We start from the raw sequence: 19120 nt of genomic DNA, 5'->3' as shown, positions 1-19120 counted from the left end.
CCTACTGTCGGTGTCGTTGGTTCGACGATACTCGAACATTGGAGCTGCCGATGCGATCCCGCGCCTCCGCCTACCCGCTGCTCGCCGTCCTCGGCTGGGGGGTGATGTTCCCGGTCCTGGCCAGCGCGTTGACCCGGGTCGACCCGCTCAACCTGACCACCGCCCGTTACCTTCTCGCCGCCGTCGTCCTGGTCGCCATCCTGCTGCTCCGCGAGGGTGCCGACGCGCTGCGGCCCGGCGTCCGGACGGTCGAGGTGGTGGTGCTCGGCGTGGTCGGCTTCGCCGGCTTCAACGTGCTCACCAGCCTGGCGCTCGAACACGCCGCTCCGCAGCAGGTGGCGCTCTTCGTGGCCACCACCCCGGTGATCACCCAGCTGGTCCGTTGGGCCCGGGACGGCGTACGCCCGAAGCCGCTCCTGCTGAGCCTCTCCCTGGTGGCGCTCCTCGGCGTCGGTCTGGTGATCACGCGCGGAAGCCTGGCCGGGCTCGGTCAGTTCGGTCTCGGCGGTCTGATGATGGTCGGCGCGGTGGTCGGTTGGGCCATCTACACGCACGGCGCCAGCCGCTTCGGCGCGTGGTCGCCACTGCGCTTCACCACGCTGACCGCGCTCGCCGGCACGGCCGCCATGCTGGCCGCGAGCATCGGCGCGGACGCCGTCGGCTGGCAGCACGCGCCGGCCGCCGCCGACCTCGTGGCGGTCACCCCACAGTTGGCGTACGCCGTGATCGTGGGAGCTGTCATAGCGGTCCTGGCCTGGAACACCGGAGTGCAGCGACTCGGGGCCGCCAACGCCGCGCTGTTCATGAACCTGGTGCCGGTGACCACGTTCGCCGTGCAGATCGCCCGGGGCTACCGCCCGGAGGCCGTCGAGCTGGTCGGGGCCGCCGTCACCATCGCCGCGCTGGTCGCCGCGAATCTGGCCAGCCGGCCCCGTACCCGGGTCTCGTCGCTGCCTCGTGCCACCGCGGTGACCGACCCGATCGCGGTTACCGATCCCGCCGCGGTGAGCGCTCGCTGACCCACTCCCTGGGATCGGCGGTAGCTAGGGCCGACAGCGTTGTCCTAGACTCGGCGGCACAACTGCATACCTCATCCAGAGGGGCTGAGGGATACGGCCCGACGACGCCCCGGCAACCACCCCGCGCGCTCACCGCTGAGCGACCCGCGGGGCAGGTGCCAATTCCGTCCCCGCCGCACCGTGCGATGCGGGGAAAGATGAGAGGACTTCGACATGACGTCGACGCTCGCCGCCTCCGGCATCGACACCTCCGCCAGCCCCGCCCGCGCCCTGGTCTGCCGTGCCTGTTCGGCGCGCTACCCGCTCGCCGCCCAGCACGCGTGTTACGAGTGTTTCGGCCCGCTGGAGGTCGACTACGACACCGCCGCACTGGCGACGGTCACCCGGGAGCAGATCGAGGCCGGGCCGAAGAACATCTGGCGGTACGCCGCGTTGCTCCCCGCCGGTCAGGACCCGGCCACCCGGGTCACCCTCGACCCGGGGCTGACCCCGCTGGTGACGGCCCCGTACCTCGCCGCCGAGCTGGGCATCACGGCGCCGCTCTGGGTCAAGGACGACAGCGCCAACCCCACCCACTCCTTCAAGGACCGGGTCGTCTCGGTGGCGCTCACCGCAGCGAGGGCGCTCGGCTTCACCCGGTTCGCCTGCGCGTCGACCGGCAACCTGGCCAACTCGGTGGCGGCGCACGCGGCCCGTGCCGGGGTGCCCTCGGTGGTCTTCATCCCCAGCGACCTGGAGCAGGGCAAGGTCATCACCACCGCCGTCTACGGCGGCGAGCTGGTCGCCATCGACGGCTCGTACGACGACGTCAACCGGCTCTGCGGCGAGCTGGTGGAGACCGACGAGTTCGAGGACACCGCGTTCGTCAACGTGAACGTCCGGCCGTACTACGCGGAGGGTTCCAAGACCCTCGGCTACGAGGTGGCCGAGCAGCTCGGTTGGCGGATCCCCGCGCAGGTGGTCATCCCGATGGCCAGCGGCGAGCTGCTCACCAAGATTGACAAGGCGTTCTCCGAGCTGGTGGAAGTCGGCCTGGTCGAGGCGCCGGCCGGCGGCTGGAAGGTCTTCGGCGCCCAGTCGGCGGGTTGCAACCCGATCGCCGTGGCGCTGCAAGCCGACACCGACACGATCACCCCGGTCAAGCCCACCGGCATCGCCAAGTCCCTCAACATCGGCGACCCCGCAGCCGGCCTCTACGCCCTGGAGGCGGTCCGTCGCACCGGCGGTTGGATGGAGTACGCCGCCGACGACGAGATCCGCGCCGGCATTCGCGACCTCGCCCGCACGACGGGTGTCTTCGCGGAGACCGCAGGCGGCGTCACCGTGGCGGTGTTGCGCAAGCTGGTCGAGTCCGGTCGGCTGGACCCGACCGCGGAGACCGTGGTGTTCAACACCGGCGAGGGCCTGAAGACCATCGACGCGGTGGCCGGTCAGGTCGGGCCGACCCACCACATCAAGCCCTCGCTGCGGGCCGCCCGTGACGCCGGTCTGCTCGGCTGATCCCGGCCTGCCCGGACGGAGGGCCGGGCGATCCGCCGGGTAACTGGGTTTTCGCTGTGAGTGTGGATAACCCGCCGCTACGGACTTGACGGCAGGAACCGGACGGCGCAAGATGCTCCGTGCGGGAGGGCATTTCGCCGAAGACTTTTGAAGTTCTTGCGACCCAACGCCGGAGGCGTTGTGCGATTGTCCCTCCCGACCACGTCCGATCGGGCCAGCGAATTAATTCGCTGGCCCGATCGCTTTCTCGGGCGCACGCTCAGCGGCATGAGCATCGCGATCGCGCCGTTCGACGGCGCTGACCGGGCATCGGTCGACGAGGCGTACCGGATCGGGTCGGCGGCCCGAGACGTCGATCTGCCGGAGCTTCCGCCCTTCTGCCGGCAACGCTTCGACGCGCTGTTCCACACGCCGATGCCCGGCACCGAGTCGCTCTGGGCACTGGCCCGCCTGGAGGGGGCGCCAGCCGGTTACCTCCAGCTCGACCTGCCACAGATGGACAACACCGACAACGCCACCGTCGAACTGACTGTTCATCCGGAGCTGCGGCGTCGGGGCGTCGGCCGGGCGCTCCACGAGTACGGGGTGCGCCTGCTTCGGGAGCACGGCCGCAAGCGGGTGGTCGGGATGACCGTCTCCGCGCTGCCCGGCGGGCCAGCCCGGAGCGTGGCGGGCGATGCGTTCGCCGCCGCCACCGGAGCCCAGCCCGCCCTCAGCGAGGTGCGTCGGCGGCTCGACGTCGACGGGATCGACCGGGTGGCGCTGCGCGCGGCGCTCGCCGAGGCTCGCCAACTGGCCGAGGGCTACCGGTCGGTCTGCTGGCAGGGCGCGACCCCGCAGGAATACCTCTCCGACATCGCCTACCTCAACGGCCGGCTGTTGATGGACGCCCCCATGGGCGACGTGCAGTGGGAGCCGGAGCAGGTGGACGCCGAGCGCATCCGCGGCAAAGAACGGGCTCTCGACGCGCGGGGCCGGCGGCGCTACCACCTTGGGATGCGGCACGAGGCGTCCGGCCGGCTGGTCGCCTGGACCCTGCTGGACGTGGGCGCCTCAGCGGACTGGCACGCGTTCCAGCAGATCACCATCGTCGACCCGGACCACCGTGGGCACCGGCTCGGCCTCATCGCCAAGGCGGAGAACCTGCACCACCTGCTCACCCACGAGCCAGCGGTGCGAGTGATCGACACCATGAACGCGGCCAGCAACACCTACATGGTGGCGATCAACGAGCAGCTCGGCTTCCGCCCGGCGGAGTCCTGGACCGACTGGCAGCTCACTCTCTGACGGAAATCGGCGTTACTGCTCGCGGGCCTGGCTCGGGCATGATGGCTGGCATGACGGAGACCCCGCATCCCCTGTACGACAGGCACGCCGAAACCCTCACCCGTGCGCTGACCGCGATCACGGAGCGGGGCTACTGGTCCGCCTACCCCGAATCCCCCAGCCCCCGGGTGTACGGCGAGACCGCCGCCGCCGACGGTAAGGCCGCCTTCGAGGCGTACCTCGGTGGTGACTTCCCGCTCGACCAGCCGGGCGCTGGCGTTCGGGTCGCCACCGAGGCGAGCCCGTTCGGTGTGGAGCTGGCGGTGCGGTACCCGCACGCCCGCCCCGGCGAGCTGGTGAGCGCCGCCTCCGCCGCGCTGCCTGCGTGGCGCGACGCCGGCCCGCAGGCCCGGGTGGGCGTCTGCCTGGAGATCCTCGACCGGCTGCACAAGCACATCTTCGAGCTGGCGAACGCGGTGCAGTTCACCAGCGGGCAGGCGTTCGTGATGGCCTTCCAGGCCGGTGGCGCGCACGCGCTGGACCGGGCGCTGGAGGCGCTGGCGTACGCGTACGCCGAGATGACCCGGCACCCGGGCACCGCCGGCTGGGAGAAGGCCGCCGGCAAGGGTGACCCGCTGCGGATGACCAAGACGTTCCACGTGGTGCCGCGTGGGGTGGCGCTGGTGATCGGCTGCAACACCTTCCCGACCTGGAACTCGTACCCCGGGCTGTTCGCCTCGCTGGTCACCGGCAACCCGGTGATCGTCAAGCCGCACCCGCGCGCGGTGCTGCCACTGGCCATCACCGTGAAGTACGCCCGGGAGGTGCTCGCCGAGGCCGGCTTCGACCCAAACCTGATCATGCTGGCGGCCGAAGCCCCCGGCGAGAAGCTCGCCAGCGACCTGGCCCTGCACCAGGCCGTCAAGATCGTCGACTTCACCGGCTCCACCGAGTACGGCGACTGGCTGGAGACGCACGCCCGGCAGGCGTCGGTCTACACGGAGAAGGCCGGTCTGAACACCGTCGTCATCGACTCCACCGACGACTTCGCCGGCATGTGCCGCAACCTCGGCTTCACGCTGACCCTCTACAGCGGTCAGATGTGCACCACCTCGCAGAACATCCTCATCCCGGCCGGAGGCATCGAGACCGACCAGGGGCACAAGAGCTTCGACGAGGTGGCCGGCGGGATCGCCGCCGCCGTCGGGAAGCTCACCGCGGACCCGGCCCGGGGTGTCGAACTCACCGGCGCCATCGTCAACGACGGGGTGCTGGAGCGGCTGGCCGAGGTCACCAAGGTCGGCGAGCCGGTGCTGGAGTCGCGCGCCGTGGACCACCCGGCGTACGCCGACGCGGTGGTGCGTACCCCGACGATCGTGAAGCTGACCGCGGACGACGCGGAGACGTACGGCCGGGAGTGGTTCGGTCCGATCTCGTTCGCCATCGCCACCGACTCCACCGCGCACAGCCTGGAACTGCTGCGTCGGACGGTCGGCGAGAAGGGCGCGCTCACCGCGGGGGTCTACTCCACCGACGAGTCGGTGCTGGACGCCACCGAGGCGGTCGCGGTCGAGGTCGGCGTGCACCTGTCCTGCAACCTCACCGGCGGGGTCTTCGTGAACCAGTCGGCCGCGTTCTCCGACTTTCACGGCAGTGGCGCCAACGCGGCGGCCAACTCGGCGCTGACCGACGGTGCGTACGTGGCCAACCGCTTCCGGATCGTCCAGTCCCGACGTCCGGCCTGACCTTCGGTTGCGGTTGGGGGTTTCCGGGGCAGCCCGTCCCGCTCCGGGCGGTCAGGCTTGATCCATACGCGGGTCGGGCTGCCCCGGAAACCCGCTGTGGGCGCGGTGGTCGTCGGCGTGTCTGATCCCGAATCCTGCTCCACCCATCACGACCGGCGGCGGGTGGTCGTTGGGTTGGGTTGTGGATCAGGCTGGCCGGCGCATCTGTAGCTCGGTGAGGGCGGGGATGGTCGGGTGGGGAACCCGTACACCGGTGTCCTCGAACCCGAGCCGTCGGTAGGCGCGGTAGGCGCGGTCGTTGCCCACCACGACCTCCAGCAGCAACTCGGGCCGGCCGCAGGCCCGCGACCAGGCGGCCACGCCGTCGACCAATTCAGCGAGCAGGCCGCTGCCCCGCCAGGTCGGCGTGACGTACACGGCGTAGATCACGGTCAGCCCTGCCTCGTCCGGAGTGGCGGTGCCGCCGGCGTGTCCGACCAGCCGGCCGCCGCCCGGGTCCGCGACGAACTGCGCGTTGTTCGGGCCGGCGGAGGTGTAGGCGATCCGCGCGGCGTACTCGTTGTGCGGGCGGGCTGCCGCGTCCGCGATCGTCTCCAGGAAGGCCAGCGGCGCGTCGGCGAGCATCTCCAGACGCAGCGCCCGCATCCGGGCGGCGTCCATCGGCCTGACTCGGCGGATCTCCGCCTGCCGCAGGCCCGGCGAGCCCGTGTCGGTGGTCATGTCCGCATGCCTACCACAGCGGCGGACGTGGTTTCTGGCCGCGCCTCTCCTGCCGCCGGTAGCCCTGGTGTCCGCACCGCGATTCACCACCGCGGATCCGATGGATCGGAAAACGGGTCCACCGAGGTGATCAGGCCGCGCTGGAATATGCCCGATTTGTGGTCGTGCACGGCTGTCACTCCTCGTGTAGCGTGCGATTTCGGTCACCGCTTCAATGGCCGTCATCGATTGCTGAGGCGGTGCTCCGATGGCGTTCGGCTGTGCCGTTCGCCGGGCAGGCAACGCCGCGCACAGTGAGGGAAGTGGCACCGTGGCACAGGGTTCCGTGAAGTGGTTCAACGCCGAAAAGGGCTACGGCTTCATCGCCGTCGACGGCGGTCAGGACGTGTTCGTCCACTTCTCCGCGATCGAGATGGACGGCTACAAGGCGTTGGAGGACGGCCAGCGGGTGGAGTTCGAGATCGCCCAGGGCCAGAAGGGTCCGCAGGCGGAACGCGTACGCGTCATCGGCTGAATCTCCCGCACCGAACGGCCCGCGCGTCGGGGCTGCGGCGCGGGCGTGCAACCGGGAAGATCGTGAACCGTTCCAGCCAATGCTGAGGAGCGTTCATGACCGACCAGCCACCCTCGTCCACCCCACCCTCCGGGCCGGGTGAGCCGGGCCCGTCCGACCCGACCCGGAGCCAACCCGGCCCCGCCGGTCCGCCGCCGGGTGCGGAGCCAGGCGTGCCGCCGGGCGGTCCGCCGTCGGGGTGGGACCCCGCGCAGGGCGCCTGGGGTGCGGGCGGTCCGCCGCAGGGCTGGGTGTTTCCGCCCACCGGGGGCTACCCGCCCGGGGCGGGTCCCTACGGCGGGCAACAGTGGCATCCGGGGCCGCCGGCCGGGTGGTACCCGCCCGGTTACGGCTTCGACCCGAACGACCCCCTGGTCAACCCGCCCGGTGCCGGCATCGGCGGCTGGTTCAACAGGTGCGGGGAAGCGCTGCGCCGGGGCTGGCGGCAGTTGGTGCCCATCATGCTGCTCACCCAGGTGTTGCCCGCGGCGGTGCTGTCGGTGATCTCTCTCGGGTTGGACCCGTCGGCCAGTTGGGCTGTCGAGGTCGAGGCGAGTTCGACAGCCGCGCTGCCGGACAACTTCGTCGCGGAGCTGGCGGGTCTCCTGGCCGTGCTGGTCGGCGGGAGCCTGGTGATCGGCCTGGTGCAGGCCGTCGGGTGGGCCGCCGGCAGCTGGGTGATCACCCGGCAGGCCGTCGGTCAGCCGGCCGGCCTCGACTCCGCGCTCCGCTACGGCCTCCGTCGGGCGCTCGGGCTGTGGGGCTGGACCCTGCTGGTCAGTCTGCTCATCGGCATCGGAGTCTGCTTCTGCGTACTACCGGGCATCTACCTGGCGTTCGCGCTGAGCATGGCCGGCCCGGTCTACCTCTTCGAGCGCCACAACCCGATCGGCCGATCGTTCCGGATGTTCCACGACCGGCTCGGCCTGCTGCTCGGTCGGGTGGCGCTGGTGGCCCTCGCGGTGATCGTCGTCAGTTTCGTCGCCAGCGCCATCGAAGGGTTCGGCACCGCCGCGTTCGGCACGGATCCCTTCGCCTCGGCGGGCACCGCGGTCGGCGCGGTGGTGGTGATCGGAGTCACCGCGGTGCTGGCCCTGCCGGCCCACCTCGCCCAGATGATCGGTCTGCTGCTGACGTACACCGAGCAGCGCGCCCACGAGGCGCCGGTGAACGCTGCCGGACTGGCCGCGGAACTCGGCTGAGCGGCCACATCGTGCTTGCACTCGGCAGGGGAGAGTGCTAAACAAGTCATTGGCACTCGCATACCGTGAGTGCCAATGGTCGGGACGGTGGGGCCAGGTTGCGCCGGCGTGGAGACGCCGGGGCGGCACATGGCCGGTCGTCGCGGGCTATCCGGCCCGGCCGAAGGACGTCGTCGTCGCCAGGTGGCGACGTCCCAAGGTGCGTACACCAGGCGGCCCATCCGAGGCACACATCTCGGGTGGCCCGTGAGTGTCCAGGAGGACAACGCCGTATGGCCAAGATGATCGCGTTCGACGAAGAGGCGCGCCGCGGCCTCGAGCGGGGCATGAACCAGCTCGCCGACGCCGTAAAGGTGACCCTCGGCCCCAAGGGCCGCAACGTCGTGCTCGAGAAGAAGTGGGGTGCCCCCACCATCACCAACGATGGTGTGAGCATCGCCAAGGAGATCGAGCTCGAGGACCCGTACGAGAAGATCGGCGCTGAGCTGGTCAAGGAGGTCGCCAAGAAGACCGACGACGTTGCCGGTGACGGCACGACGACGGCGACCGTCCTGGCCCAGGCCCTGGTTCGCGAGGGCCTGCGCAACGTGGCCGCCGGCGCCAACCCGATGGCCCTGAAGCGGGGCATCGAGGCTGCGGTCGCGAGCGTCTCGGAGGAGCTGTCCAAGCTCGCCAAGGACGTCGAGACCAAGGAGCAGATCGCCTCCACCGCCTCCATCTCCGCTGGCGACAGCACCGTCGGCGAGATCATCGCCGAGGCGATGGACAAGGTCGGCAAGGAAGGCGTCATCACCGTCGAGGAGAGCAACACCTTCGGGCTGGAGCTGGAGCTCACCGAGGGTATGCGCTTCGACAAGGGCTACATCTCGGCCTACTTCATGACCGACCCGGAGCGTATGGAGGCCGTCTTCGACGACCCGTACATCCTGATCGCCAACAGCAAGATCTCGTCGGTGAAGGACCTGCTCCCGATCCTGGAGAAGGTCATGCAGTCGGGCAAGCCGCTGCTGATCATCGCCGAGGACCTGGAGGGCGAGGCTCTCGCCACCCTGGTGGTCAACAAGGTCCGTGGCACCTTCAAGTCGGTCGCCGTCAAGGCGCCGGGCTTCGGTGACCGCCGCAAGGCCATGCTGACCGACATCGCCATCCTCGCCGGTGGTCAGGTCATCAGCGAGGAGGTCGGCCTCAAGCTCGACGCCGCCAGCCTCGACATGCTGGGTCGCGCCCGCAAGGTCGTGGTGACCAAGGACGAGACCACCATCGTCGACGGTGCCGGTGACGCCGAGCAGATCCAGGGCCGGGTCAACCAGATCCGGGCCGAGATCGACAAGAGCGACTCCGACTACGACCGGGAGAAGCTGCAGGAGCGGCTGGCCAAGCTGGCCGGCGGCGTTGCGGTCATCAAGGTCGGCGCGGCCACCGAGGTCGAGCTCAAGGAGCGCAAGCACCGCATCGAGGACGCCGTTCGCAACGCGAAGGCGGCCGTCGAGGAGGGCATCGTCCCGGGTGGTGGCGTCGCGCTGGTCCAGGCCGGCAAGACCGCCTTCGACAAGCTCGACCTGGTCGGCGACGAGGCGACCGGTGCGAACATCGTCAAGGTCGCGCTGGACGCCCCGCTGCGGCAGATCGCCGTCAACGCCGGCCTCGAGGGCGGCGTCGTGGTGGAGAAGGTCCGTAACCTCGAGTCGGGTCACGGCCTCAACGCCGCCAACGGTGAGTACGTCGACCTGCTGGCCGCGGGCATCATCGACCCGGCCAAGGTGACGCGCTCCGCGCTGCAGAACGCCGCTTCCATCGCGGCGCTGTTCCTCACCACCGAGGCCGTTGTCGCGGACAAGCCGGAGAAGACCCCGGCTGCCCCGGCTGGCCCGGGTGGCGGGGACATGGACTTCTGAGTCCAGTTCCGACACCGAACGGGGTGGGCCGCTGACGCGGTCCGCCCCGTTCGTCGTCAGGTCGGTAGTGGGCGCTGGTTGCGCCGCTTCTGCGCCCGGTCGTACGGCGGAAGCAGTTGGATCGGGGCGTCCACCATCTCGCATGGCTCCTCGACCGCCGATGGCTCCCCGTCGGTGGTCATCTCGGCGAGCTGCTCGGCGTCGCCGTAGTCGAGCCGGTCGAACGGCAGTTGGCCGGGGAGTTCGCCGACCGGTTTCCAGGTGATCGGCGGGCCGTCCTCGGTCTGGTCGTCATCCGTGGTCATGGCTGCCTCCTCTACCGAAACGGTAAAGGGCGTCGATGGCCAGTGCGGGCGAATGAACCTATATCCCGTTTTGGCGGGTTTATTCCACCAACGTCCGTCGGTACAGGAAGAAGACCCGCTCGATCGAGGCGCCCGCGCTGCCCGAGTAGAACGGCACCGGCCCCACCCAGCCGATCTGCGCCCGATCCAGGCCCGCCGCCCGCTGATCCCGAAGGCAGCGCCGCAGCAGCACCCCACCGATGCCCGACCCCTCGGCTGCCGGCGCGGTGCCCATCGGCCCGAACCAGCTCGGCCGGGACGACCCGTACGCGGCGAAGCCCAGCACCTCGCCGCCGCGCTCCGCCAGGTGGCAGCCCGCCCCGTCGCGACCCACCGACCCGGCCAGCTCGCCGTCCCACGTGCCACCGAAGGTGGACCGGGCGAAGGCGGTGAGCGCCGGCAGGTCCCTCGGCTCCGCCCGGCGTACGGTCACACCCTGGTCGGTCAGCCGACGCTCTGCCGCCTCCGTGGACCGCAGTGCCGGCGACCCGTCGTACGACAGGTCGGCGGTCATGTTCCAGGCGGTCCGGTCCTGCTGGTAGCCGAGCGCGAGAGCGGCACACACCGCTGGGGTGTAGCGGACGTCGATGCCCGGCCAGGCGTAGTACGGCGGGTTCCCGGCCAGCAGCACTTCGGTCGCGCCGCGCTCGGCGAGCACCCGCTCGGCCCGTCGCAGCAGCGAACGGCCGACGCCTCGGCGGCGCTGATCCGGGAGGACCGCGACCAGGTCCACGTGCCCGATGCCCGGGTCGGCCGACGACACGGAGCAGAGCAGCACCCCGACCAGGTCCGCTCCCCGGTACGCGCCCAGGCCGACCACCTGGCGGTCGGCGGTGGCCCGGGGCCAGAGCACGTCCACGATGGGGGCCGCCTCGGCGGCGTCCTCGGGCAGGTCGAGAGCCTGCTCGCAGAGCCGCACCACGGCGGGGACCAGGTCGGCGCTCAGCTCGGTGACGGTGATCTCGGCGTCCATGGTCGCCGACCCTAGATCACCGGGTACCGGGTCGCACCCCCGCGGCTGCGCGAACGGCGGCGTAGGCGTCGACCTGACCAGCGCCGGTGATGTTCGACGGAGCACCGCAGGCGTCGGACGGGTCGCTGGAGCGGTAGGTCGGCGTGGCCGCCGTGGCGGTGTCCCGCAGGATCTGCCGGGTCCGGGCCACGTCGCCGACCAGCGCCGGGTTCGCCGACCACATCAGTGCGACCACCCCCGCCACCTGCGGGGTCGCCATCGAGGTGCCGTCCAATGCGGCGTACGTGCCACCCGGCATGGCGGACACCACACCCACACCCGGTGCGAGCACGTCCGGCTTACCCGGGCTGCCCGCAACCGGCCCGCGCGAGGAGAACTCGGCCACCCGTCGGTGCGAGTCCACCGCCCCCACGGTCAACACGTCCGGGAACGGGGCTGGTGGGTCGTCGATCGACGCGCACCACGGGCCGGTGTTGCCGGCCGCCACGACCACGAAGATCCCGGCGGCGTCCAGCGCCGCGGTGGCCGGCCGCAGCACGCCCCGGTCGCAACCCTCGATGGCCGGGCAGCCCCACGAGTTGGTCAACACCTGCGGCGCGCGCTCCGGGCGGCCGTCGGTGAACGGGTCGCCGCCGGTCGGGAAGGGCGCCAGCATGAACTGGAGACAGTCCAGGTAGTGCCCGGGGCTGCCGAGGTTGCGGTCCAGGTTGACGCAGCCCACCCACTGCGCGTCCGGGGCCACCCCGATGCCGTCCCGCCCGACCGCGCTGCCGACCGTGTGGGTGCCGTGCCCGCCCTGGTCGGTGGGGTTGCGGGTGCCGTCCCACGGGTCGTACCAGGAGTCGTCGCCGCCGCGGAACTGCGCTCGCAGCGCCGGATGGTTTCCGTCCACCCCTGAGTCCGAGCTGCCGACCACGATGCCCGATCCGGTCACCCCGAGCTGGGACCAGACCTTGTCGGCACCGATCTGGCTGATGTTCCACTCCGGACCGGTGGGCTTGGGCGCGGTACCCCGGCTCTGCCCGGCCGGGGCCGGTAGTGGGCGGAGGCGTTGGCTGATCAGCACCCGGTCCACCTCCGGCCGACGGGCGAGCCACGCGCGCACCGCCGGGCCGCCGTCCACCTCGACGGCGTTCACGAGGTAGTACGACACCGGGTCGAGTCGGAGTCGGTTCAGCTCTCGGACCAGGTCGGCCTGGCTCTGCTCGGCGGTCGCCACCAGCCGCCGGTAGACCTCCGTCGCCCGGGCGTCCCGCCCGGCCCGACCCGCCGCGCCGGTCGGCAGACCGGTCAGGTCCGCCTGCGCGCGCAGGACCACCAGCAGCCGCTCGCCGTAGAGGCCGGGTTGGCCGGGGCCGAGGTCGACCACGCCGAACGCCACCACCAGCACCACGGCGGTCACCGCGGCGACCCGACGGTTCGGGGTACGTGCCGACGGCCGGGCGAGCAGCACCGCGTACCCGATGGCGACCAGGACGGCGACGGCGAGCCCGGTGCCGGTGGCGGCCGCCACCCAGAACGGAACGTCCCGGGTGCCGATCAGCAGCAGGCTGATCTCTTCCGGGTCGGTGAAGGCGAGCGGGCCGAGCGCGGCCAGGCCGACGAGCCAACCGGTCGCCGTCCGGCCGGCGCGCGCGGCGTCGGCCGGGTCGACTGTGGGCCGCCAGGCAGCGGCCCACAGCGCGGCCAGTGCGAAACCCAGCGGCGGCAGGGTCCACAGCGCGGGCAGCTGCGCACCGGACTGGCCGGTGCCGGCCGCGAGCAGCAGTAGCGCCACCCCGGCGACCAGGCCCCCGACCAGCACCAGCCGAGCCGGCCGGGGTGGCCGGCCGACCGCGAACCGGGACCAGAACGTGCCGTCCAACAGGGTCGCGGCCAGCACTCCGAGCGCGGCGGACGCCAGCAGCGCGAGCACGGTCTCCAGGAGCCCGCCGAGCGCGCCCAACCAGGCCCACGGCAGCAGCGTCGCCAACCCGGCGGCGATCGCGAGCAGTGGCACCGCGCCGAGTCCACGCGGGCGTCGCCGAGATTCGACCGGCGTCGGGCTCCCGACAGCCTCAAGCCGCGTGGCGTCGCCGTTCGCGGTGGCCTCGGGCCGCGTGGCGTCGCCGCTGCCGGTGGCCTCGGGCCGCGTGGCGTCGCCGCTGCCGGTGGCCTCGGGCAGCGTGGCGTCGCCGCCTCCGGTGGGTGCCGGGCCGTGGACCAAGCCGACCAGCCCGGGGTACGCCCACCGGCGTGCCGCCCAGCGCATGGCGAACGCGCCGAGCAGCGCCGTGCCGGCCAGCGCGGCGAGGTACGCCTCGTGGTGCACCAGCGGCACGACCCGCAGCAGTGTGAGCAGCCCCAGGGCCAGTGCCCCGAGCAGCCAGGCCCGCCCGGTGGCCCGGATCGCTGCCGACCGGGGCAGCACGGACAGCAGCAGGGCGGGTGTGCCCACCAGCACGACGGTCGCCAGACCGAGCACCGGCCAGAGCCAGCCGAGCCGGTCCCGGCCGAAGCCCAGCAGCACCTGATCGGTGAGCCAACCACCGGTCTGGGTGGCCACGGTGACCGCAACCGTCCAACAGCCGACGACAACGGCCGCGACCACCGGCCATGGGGAACTGCGGTCGCTGACTCCGGGGTACCCAGGCTCACCGTGCATCCGAGAACCTTACGACCATGATGAACAGTTCCAGCCCGGCGTCGACGTGACGTGCGGTGATCAAGTGATGAAAAGTAGGTCAGAAGCGCCGTTGGCACCTACTCTTCATCACTTGATCGAGGAGCGGAAGCGGCGGCTGCGATCGACCATCGAACAGGCCCGCAGCCGGGGCCGGACGGTGACGAACCGGTCGCTGGCCGCCGCCGCCCGTCGTGCGCCTCGGGACGGCGAAGGCAGGGGCGGCGAATGTCGACTCGGCGGCCCGGCGGTTACCGTGGACGGGTGCGTGACCCCAATGTCTCCCGATCCGCCGCCGGCCAACTGTCGCCGGTCCGCCGTGCGTCCGACCTGCGTCGACTGCGCGCCGAGCGCTTCGACGTGCTGGTCATCGGGGGCGGGGTGACCGGTGCCGGTGCGGCCCTGGACGCGGCGTCCCGGGGCCTCAAGGTGGCCCTCGTCGAGGCGCGTGACCTCGCCGCCGGCACCTCCAGCCGGTCCAGCAAACTCATCCACGGTGGCCTGCGCTACCTGGAGCAGTTGGAGTTCAACCTGGTGCACGAGGCGCTCACCGAGCGCGGGCTGCTCGCCACCCGGCTCGCGCCGCACCTGGTACGTCCGGTGCCGTTCCTGGTGCCGCTGCCGGCCGGGCGGGGCCTGCGCGACCTGCCGGCCCGGATCTTCCGCCGCTCGTACTACGGCGCCGGCGTGGCCACCTACGACGCCTTCGCCGGGCTCTTCGGCGGCGGCCGGGGGATGCCACTGCACCGGCACCTGACCCGGGAGGGCGCCCGGCGGATCTTCCCGAGTCTGCGAGCAGACGCGCTGGCCGGGGCGATCCGCTACTACGACGGGCAGGTCGACGACGCACGCCTGGTGGTCACCCTGGCCCGCACCGCCGCCAGCCTCGGCGCAACAGTGGTGAGCAGTGCCCGTGCCGTCGGGCTGATCCGGCAGGCGCGTGAGGTGACCGGCGTGCGGGTACGCGACCTGGAGGCGCCGGCGGGCTCACCGGACGCGGAGTTCGAGGTGCACGCCCGCACCGTCATCGCCGCCACGGGTGTGTGGAGCGACGACATGTCCCGGATGCTCAACGACGTGGGCCTGCGGCCCGGCATCCGGGTGCGCGCCTCCAAGGGGGTGCACCTGGTGGTGCCCCGCTCGGCGATCACCGGTGAGACGGGGCTCATCCTGCGTACGGCGAAGTCGGTGCTCTTCGTCATCCCGTGGGGCGGGCACTGGATCATCGGCACCACCGACACCGACTGGCGGCTGGACCGGTCCCACCCGGCCGCCTCCGCGAGTGACATCGACTACCTCCTCGAACAGGTCAACACCGTGCTGGACCGGCCGTTGACCACCGCCGACATCGAGGGCGTCTACGCGGGGCTGCGGCCGCTGCTGGCCGGCGAGGCCGACTCGACCTCGAAGCTCTCCCGCGAGCACGCGGTCTTCGAGCCCATGCTCGGGTTGCTGTTGGTGGCCGGCGGCAAGTACACGACGTACCGGGTGATGGCCTCCGACGTGGTCGATCGTGCGGCCCGCCGGCTCGGCGGCACGCGTCCGTCGCGTACCGCCGACCTGCCGCTGCTGGGTGCCGACGGTTACCCGGCGATGTGGCGGGACCGGGCCGACCTGGCTCGCCGGCACGGCGTGCCGGTGGGCGTGGTGGAGCACCTGCTGGAGCGGTACGGCAGCCTCACCCTCGACCTGTTGGCGCTGGTCGACGCCGATCCGCTGCTCGCGTCTCCGCTGGCGGGTGCCCCGGAGTATCTGGCGGCCGAGGTCGCGTACGCGGCACGGGCCGAGGGTGCGCTGCACCTGGAGGACGTGCTGACCCGACGGACGCGGATCTCGTTCGAGACCAGCCATCGAGGGCTGGAGTCGGCGGAGCACGCCGCCGAGCTGATGGGCGCGGTGCTCGGTTGGGACGCGGCCACCCGGGCCCGCGAGGTGGAGCACTACCGCGCCCGGGTGGAGGCGGAGCGGCAGTCCCAGTTGATGCCGGACGACGCGGCGGCGGACGCGGCCCGGCTCGGTGCGCCGGACGTCCGGGGTTACGCGGCCGACCGGGGTGGCGAGGACGACCAGGCGGAGCTGCGATCGTCCGCTCGATGACGAATTGCGACGTTACCAATGGGTAACCATCGATACCGACCCGGATGGTGGTTTCGAACGCTACCTACGGTGGGGTAGGTTTCCGCGCGTGCTAATCCGCGCGCACCCCCGTCTGCTCCCACCCCTCCTCGCCGTCGCGCTCGCCGGTGCCCTGACCGGGTGCTCGCTGTTCGACGGTGACGAGCCGGGTAAAACCGTTGCGCAACCGACCGCAGCCGTGGCGGGAGGTGGGTCGCAACTGGAGATCCCCACCACCGTTGCCGCAGGTCAGGTCAGCCTGATCCAACGGCTTGGCGAGGACGGCCCACTGCGCACCCTCAGCGTGGAGCGGGACGGCGCATGGCAGTGCCTCGACTGCGCCGGCGACGGCGTGACCTCCCGGGGCACCCTCGCCCCGGAGTTGACCGAACGGCTCCAGGTGCTGCTCGCCAACCCGGCTCTCGCCGACGAGACCGACCAGGCCCGGCGCTACCGGACCACCTGCATCGACGCGCTGACGTCCAGCCTCATCACCTCGACCGGGCTGGTCACCTCACAGGACTGCCCGGGTGAGGAGCGCACACCGGTCGCCGGCGAAATCCTGCTGCTGCTCACCCAGGCGACCCCGGCCGAGGTCAAGGGCTGACCTCGGCCGGCCGAAGTCGCGGTGCGCTGATCGCGGCAGGTCAGAGCACCTTGCCCGGGTTGAGCAGACCCGCCGGGTCGAGCGCCGACTTGATCGCCTGGTGCACCCGGACGCCGACCGGCCCGATCTCCCGGGCCAGCCAGTCCCGCTTGAGCAGCCCCACCCCGTGCTCGCCGGTGCACGTGCCACCCAGGTCGAGGCCGAGGCGCATGATCTCGTCGAACGCGCGCCGGCCCCGCTCCACGCTCGCCGGGTCGGCCCGGTCGACCACGATGTTCGGGTGCATGTTGCCGTCGCCAGCGTGCCCCACCACACCGATCGGCACCTCGCACTCCGCCGCGATCCGGGCCACCCCGTCCAGCAGCGCCGCGAGCGAACCACGCGGCACCGCCACGTCGTCGATCACCAGACCGCCGTTGCCACCCGGGTAGGCGTCGGCGGCGAACTTCTCCATCGCCGGGTGCGCCAGCCGGCGGGCCTGGAGCAGCGCCGCCGCCTCCACCGCGTCGGTGGCCGCGTACACCTCGTCGGCGCCGGCCGCCTCGCACACCCCGGCCAGGCCGGCCAGATCCTCGGCGGCCCGGGGGCCGGTGTCCGCCGCGGCCAGCAGCAGCGCCTGCGCGTCGGTGCGCAGCCCCATCGACTGGTACGCCTCGATCGCCCGCAGGTGGGTCTGGTCGAGCAGCTCCAACAGGCTGGGGGTGAGCCCACGAGCCGCGATCTCGGCCACCGCGGCACCGGCCGCGGCGGTGGACGGGAAGACCGCCACCAGGGTCAGCGAGTCGGCCGGCGCGGGCCGCAGCGCCACCGTCACTTCGGTGATCACGCCGAGGGTGCCCTCCGAGCCGACGAAGAGCCGGGTCAGGTCGTAACCGGCCACCCCCTTGGCCGTTCGTCGGCCGGTGCGCAGCACCTCACCGGAGGCGAGCACCACCTCCAGGCCGAGGACGTACTCGGTGGTCACGCCGTACTTCACGCAGCACATGCCGCCGGCGTTGGTGGCCACGTTGCCGCCGATCGTCGACGACTCCCAGGAACCGGGGTCCGGCGGGTACCAGAGCCCTTGCTTGGCCACCGCCCCGGCCAGCGCAGCGTTGACCACCCCGGGTTGGACCACCGCGATCCGGCTCACCGGGTCGATCTCCCGGATCTCGTCCATCGCGACGGTGCTGATCACCACCGCGCCGTCCACCGCGTTCGCCGCGCCGGCCAGCCCGGTCCGAGCGCCCTGCGGCACCACCGGTACGCCGTGGCGCGCCGCCGCCCGAACCACGGCGACCACCTGTTCGGTGCTGCGCGGGCGGGTCACCACGAGCGGGGTGCCGGCGGCGCACAGGTCGGCCTCGTCCCGCTGGTGCATCCGCAGCAGGTCCGGGTCGGTGAGCACGGCGTCGTCGCCGAGCGCGTCGCGCAGGTCGTCGAGGAGATCGGTGGGGGCCATGCAGCCGAGGCTAGGTCGCCGGCCGGCGATCATCAACATGATCGACTGCGGGGGATAGCTTGGGCACCATGCTCTACCTGGACCGGCCTGCCTGGCCGTGGCGCGGTCGGCTCTGGTCGCACCTGATCAGCGACGTCTCGTACGCCGAGTTGCACGCCTTCGCCGAGACGCTCGGCGCACCCCGACGCGGCTTCGACCGGGACCACTACGACATCCCGGCCGACCGGTTCGCGGCGGCGGTATGGCTCGGTGCCCAGGTGGTGCCGAGCCGGGAACTGGTCCGGTTGCTCCGCACGGCCGGGCTGCGTCGTCCGAAGCACCTGGTCAACCCGCGCCCTCCGACTCCCCGCTGAGCGCGGCCAGCTCGCGGCGCACGTTGTCCCGGGCTGGTTCCTCCCACCGGCTCGCCAACGGCGGCAGCCGGAACAGCGCGGGCAGCGCCAGCAGGCCGGTCAACACGGCCGCCCGCCCGGTCCGGAAGGCCGGCTCCGGCACGTGCGAGTACTCCCGCCGGATCGCCGTGGCATACCGCTCGTAGTTGGCCGGCGGCCCGGCCAGCACGGCGAGGTCCGCGTCGCACAGCAGGGCACCGTCCCGGTCGTCGGGTGCCACGGTGTGTCCGGCGGTGAGCAGCACCAGGCGGCGCACCTCGGACACTGCGGACGCCGGCACCCCGAGCCCGGTGAGCACCTGGTCGGCCAGCGCGGCGCTGTCGCGTTCGTTGGCGTGACCGGCGGCTCGCGGGTCGTAGACGGCGTCGTGGAACCAGGCCGCCAGCCGGACCAGGTCGACCCGGTCGGCGAGGTCGGCGTACTCGTCCACCACGTCGAGCACCGCCGTCAGATGGGACACCGAGTGATAGTGCCGGTGCGGCTCCCGCCACCGGTCGAGCAACCGCTCCCCAGCTCTGGCCGACGTCGCGTCCGGGCTCGCACCGGCGCCCCGGACCGCGATTCGCCACCGATGCAGCAGATCAACCACCGCCCGAGTCTGCCGCATCCGCCCGTGACGCGTGTGAAGGGAGGATTCAGCGCGCCCACCACGGGTAGTCGCGCCCATGGCCGTGGCCCGGGACAAG

The 19120-nt window shown here is 72.0% G+C and carries 16 protein-coding genes and 1 riboswitch; of the genes, 10 read left to right on the top strand and 6 right to left on the bottom strand.

Annotated features, from left to right (window positions below; all coding sequences use genetic code 11):
- Positions 1-50: 50 nt before the first annotated feature.
- The 4 genes from O7614_RS31265 to paaN all read left to right on the top strand — a co-directional run bounded on the left by O7614_RS31265 (position 51) and on the right by paaN (position 5530).
- Entirely contained in the window at positions 51-1019 is a 969-nt protein-coding gene (locus O7614_RS31265) for a DMT family transporter (protein WP_278141944.1), read from the top strand.
- Between the two features lie 68 nt (positions 1020-1087).
- Positions 1088-1223, top strand: a riboswitch (SAM riboswitch).
- A 9-nt stretch (positions 1224-1232) separates the two neighbouring features.
- Positions 1233-2519: a threonine synthase gene (gene thrC, locus O7614_RS31260; RefSeq protein WP_278141943.1), complete on the top strand. Its 1287-nt coding sequence runs from the start codon at positions 1233-1235 to the stop codon at positions 2517-2519.
- A gap of 267 nt (positions 2520-2786) precedes the next feature.
- Positions 2787-3806 carry a GNAT family N-acetyltransferase gene (locus O7614_RS31255; protein ID WP_278141942.1) on the top strand — a complete coding sequence of 340 codons (1020 nt, stop codon included), beginning with the start codon at positions 2787-2789 and terminating at the stop codon, positions 3804-3806.
- Between the two features lie 50 nt (positions 3807-3856).
- On the top strand, positions 3857-5530 hold the full coding sequence (gene paaN, locus O7614_RS31250) for a phenylacetic acid degradation protein PaaN (RefSeq protein WP_278141941.1): 1674 nt from the start codon (positions 3857-3859) through the stop codon (positions 5528-5530).
- Between the two features lie 186 nt (positions 5531-5716).
- Here paaN and O7614_RS31245 read toward each other — a convergent pair whose 3' ends face one another.
- A complete protein-coding gene (locus O7614_RS31245) occupies positions 5717-6250 on the bottom strand; it encodes a GNAT family N-acetyltransferase (RefSeq protein WP_278141940.1) in 534 nt (177 codons plus the stop codon).
- Between the two features lie 310 nt (positions 6251-6560).
- Between O7614_RS31245 and O7614_RS31240 the strand changes: the two genes are divergently transcribed.
- The 3 genes from O7614_RS31240 (at position 6561) to groL (ending at position 9900) form a co-directional block, all read left to right on the top strand.
- A complete protein-coding gene (locus tag O7614_RS31240) occupies positions 6561-6764 on the top strand; it encodes a cold-shock protein (RefSeq protein ID WP_278141939.1) in 204 nt (67 codons plus the stop codon).
- Between the two features lie 95 nt (positions 6765-6859).
- Complete coding sequence (locus O7614_RS31235) at positions 6860-8005, top strand: hypothetical protein (RefSeq protein WP_278141938.1); 1146 nt, start codon at positions 6860-6862, stop codon at positions 8003-8005.
- Positions 8006-8277: 272 nt separating this feature from the next.
- Positions 8278-9900, top strand: a complete 1623-nt coding sequence (groL, locus tag O7614_RS31230; protein ID WP_145778699.1) for a chaperonin GroEL — start codon at positions 8278-8280, stop codon at positions 9898-9900.
- Between the two features lie 56 nt (positions 9901-9956).
- On the opposite strand, the gene O7614_RS31225 is transcribed toward groL, so the two are convergent.
- The 3 genes from O7614_RS31225 to O7614_RS31215 form a co-directional block, all read right to left on the bottom strand.
- Positions 9957-10205, bottom strand: a complete 249-nt coding sequence (locus tag O7614_RS31225; protein WP_278141937.1) for a hypothetical protein — start codon at positions 10203-10205, stop codon at positions 9957-9959.
- Between the two features lie 79 nt (positions 10206-10284).
- A complete protein-coding gene (locus O7614_RS31220; protein ID WP_278141936.1) occupies positions 10285-11217 on the bottom strand; it encodes a GNAT family N-acetyltransferase in 933 nt (310 codons plus the stop codon).
- A gap of 16 nt (positions 11218-11233) precedes the next feature.
- The gene (locus O7614_RS31215; RefSeq protein ID WP_278141935.1) at positions 11234-13861 is read right to left on the bottom strand and encodes a S8 family serine peptidase; all 2628 of its coding nucleotides are present in this window, start codon (positions 13859-13861) and stop codon (positions 11234-11236) included.
- 246 nt (positions 13862-14107) lie between these two features.
- On the opposite strand from O7614_RS31215, the gene O7614_RS31210 reads away from it, so the two are divergent.
- Both O7614_RS31210 and O7614_RS31205 read left to right on the top strand, forming a co-directional pair.
- Positions 14108-15976, top strand: a complete 1869-nt coding sequence (locus tag O7614_RS31210) for a glycerol-3-phosphate dehydrogenase/oxidase (RefSeq protein WP_278141934.1) — start codon at positions 14108-14110, stop codon at positions 15974-15976.
- A gap of 88 nt (positions 15977-16064) precedes the next feature.
- Positions 16065-16601, top strand: coding sequence for a hypothetical protein (locus tag O7614_RS31205; RefSeq protein WP_278141933.1), 537 nt, complete (start codon positions 16065-16067; stop codon positions 16599-16601).
- Positions 16602-16641: 40 nt separating this feature from the next.
- On the opposite strand, the gene O7614_RS31200 is transcribed toward O7614_RS31205, so the two are convergent.
- Positions 16642-18042 carry an FAD-linked oxidase C-terminal domain-containing protein gene (locus O7614_RS31200; RefSeq protein ID WP_278141932.1) on the bottom strand — a complete coding sequence of 467 codons (1401 nt, stop codon included), beginning with the start codon at positions 18040-18042 and terminating at the stop codon, positions 16642-16644.
- A 68-nt stretch (positions 18043-18110) separates the two neighbouring features.
- Between O7614_RS31200 and O7614_RS31195 the strand changes: the two genes are divergently transcribed.
- Positions 18111-18395, top strand: a complete 285-nt coding sequence (locus O7614_RS31195) for a DUF4031 domain-containing protein (RefSeq protein ID WP_278141931.1) — start codon at positions 18111-18113, stop codon at positions 18393-18395.
- Here O7614_RS31195 and O7614_RS31190 read toward each other — a convergent pair.
- Complete coding sequence (locus O7614_RS31190) at positions 18367-19023, bottom strand: metal-dependent phosphohydrolase (RefSeq protein WP_278141930.1); 657 nt, start codon at positions 19021-19023, stop codon at positions 18367-18369. The two genes, O7614_RS31195 and O7614_RS31190, sit on opposite strands and share 29 nt — an antisense overlap.
- Positions 19024-19120: the final 97 nt, after the last annotated feature.

Origin of the sequence: Micromonospora sp. WMMD961 (genome assembly GCF_029626145.1) — a bacterium.
Lineage (GTDB): Bacteria > Actinomycetota > Actinomycetes > Mycobacteriales > Micromonosporaceae > Micromonospora.
This window is presented reverse-complemented; position numbering and strand designations above follow the sequence as displayed.

Coding starts and splice junctions, on each gene's coding strand:
- O7614_RS31225 (WP_278141937.1), bottom strand. CDS start 10,205: ATGACCACGGATGACGACCAGACCGAGGACGGCCCGCCGATCACCTGG.
- O7614_RS31200 (WP_278141932.1), bottom strand. CDS start 18,042: ATGGCCCCCACCGATCTCCTCGACGACCTGCGCGACGCGCTCGGCGAC.
- O7614_RS31255 (WP_278141942.1), top strand. CDS start 2,787: ATGAGCATCGCGATCGCGCCGTTCGACGGCGCTGACCGGGCATCGGTC.
- O7614_RS31210 (WP_278141934.1), top strand. CDS start 14,108: ATGTCGACTCGGCGGCCCGGCGGTTACCGTGGACGGGTGCGTGACCCC.
- groL (WP_145778699.1), top strand. CDS start 8,278: ATGGCCAAGATGATCGCGTTCGACGAAGAGGCGCGCCGCGGCCTCGAG.
- O7614_RS31245 (WP_278141940.1), bottom strand. CDS start 6,250: ATGACCACCGACACGGGCTCGCCGGGCCTGCGGCAGGCGGAGATCCGC.
- O7614_RS31215 (WP_278141935.1), bottom strand. CDS start 13,861: ATGCACGGTGAGCCTGGGTACCCCGGAGTCAGCGACCGCAGTTCCCCA.
- O7614_RS31265 (WP_278141944.1), top strand. CDS start 51: ATGCGATCCCGCGCCTCCGCCTACCCGCTGCTCGCCGTCCTCGGCTGG.
- paaN (WP_278141941.1), top strand. CDS start 3,857: ATGACGGAGACCCCGCATCCCCTGTACGACAGGCACGCCGAAACCCTC.
- O7614_RS31220 (WP_278141936.1), bottom strand. CDS start 11,217: ATGGACGCCGAGATCACCGTCACCGAGCTGAGCGCCGACCTGGTCCCC.
- thrC (WP_278141943.1), top strand. CDS start 1,233: ATGACGTCGACGCTCGCCGCCTCCGGCATCGACACCTCCGCCAGCCCC.
- O7614_RS31235 (WP_278141938.1), top strand. CDS start 6,860: ATGACCGACCAGCCACCCTCGTCCACCCCACCCTCCGGGCCGGGTGAG.
- O7614_RS31195 (WP_278141931.1), top strand. CDS start 18,111: ATGCTCTACCTGGACCGGCCTGCCTGGCCGTGGCGCGGTCGGCTCTGG.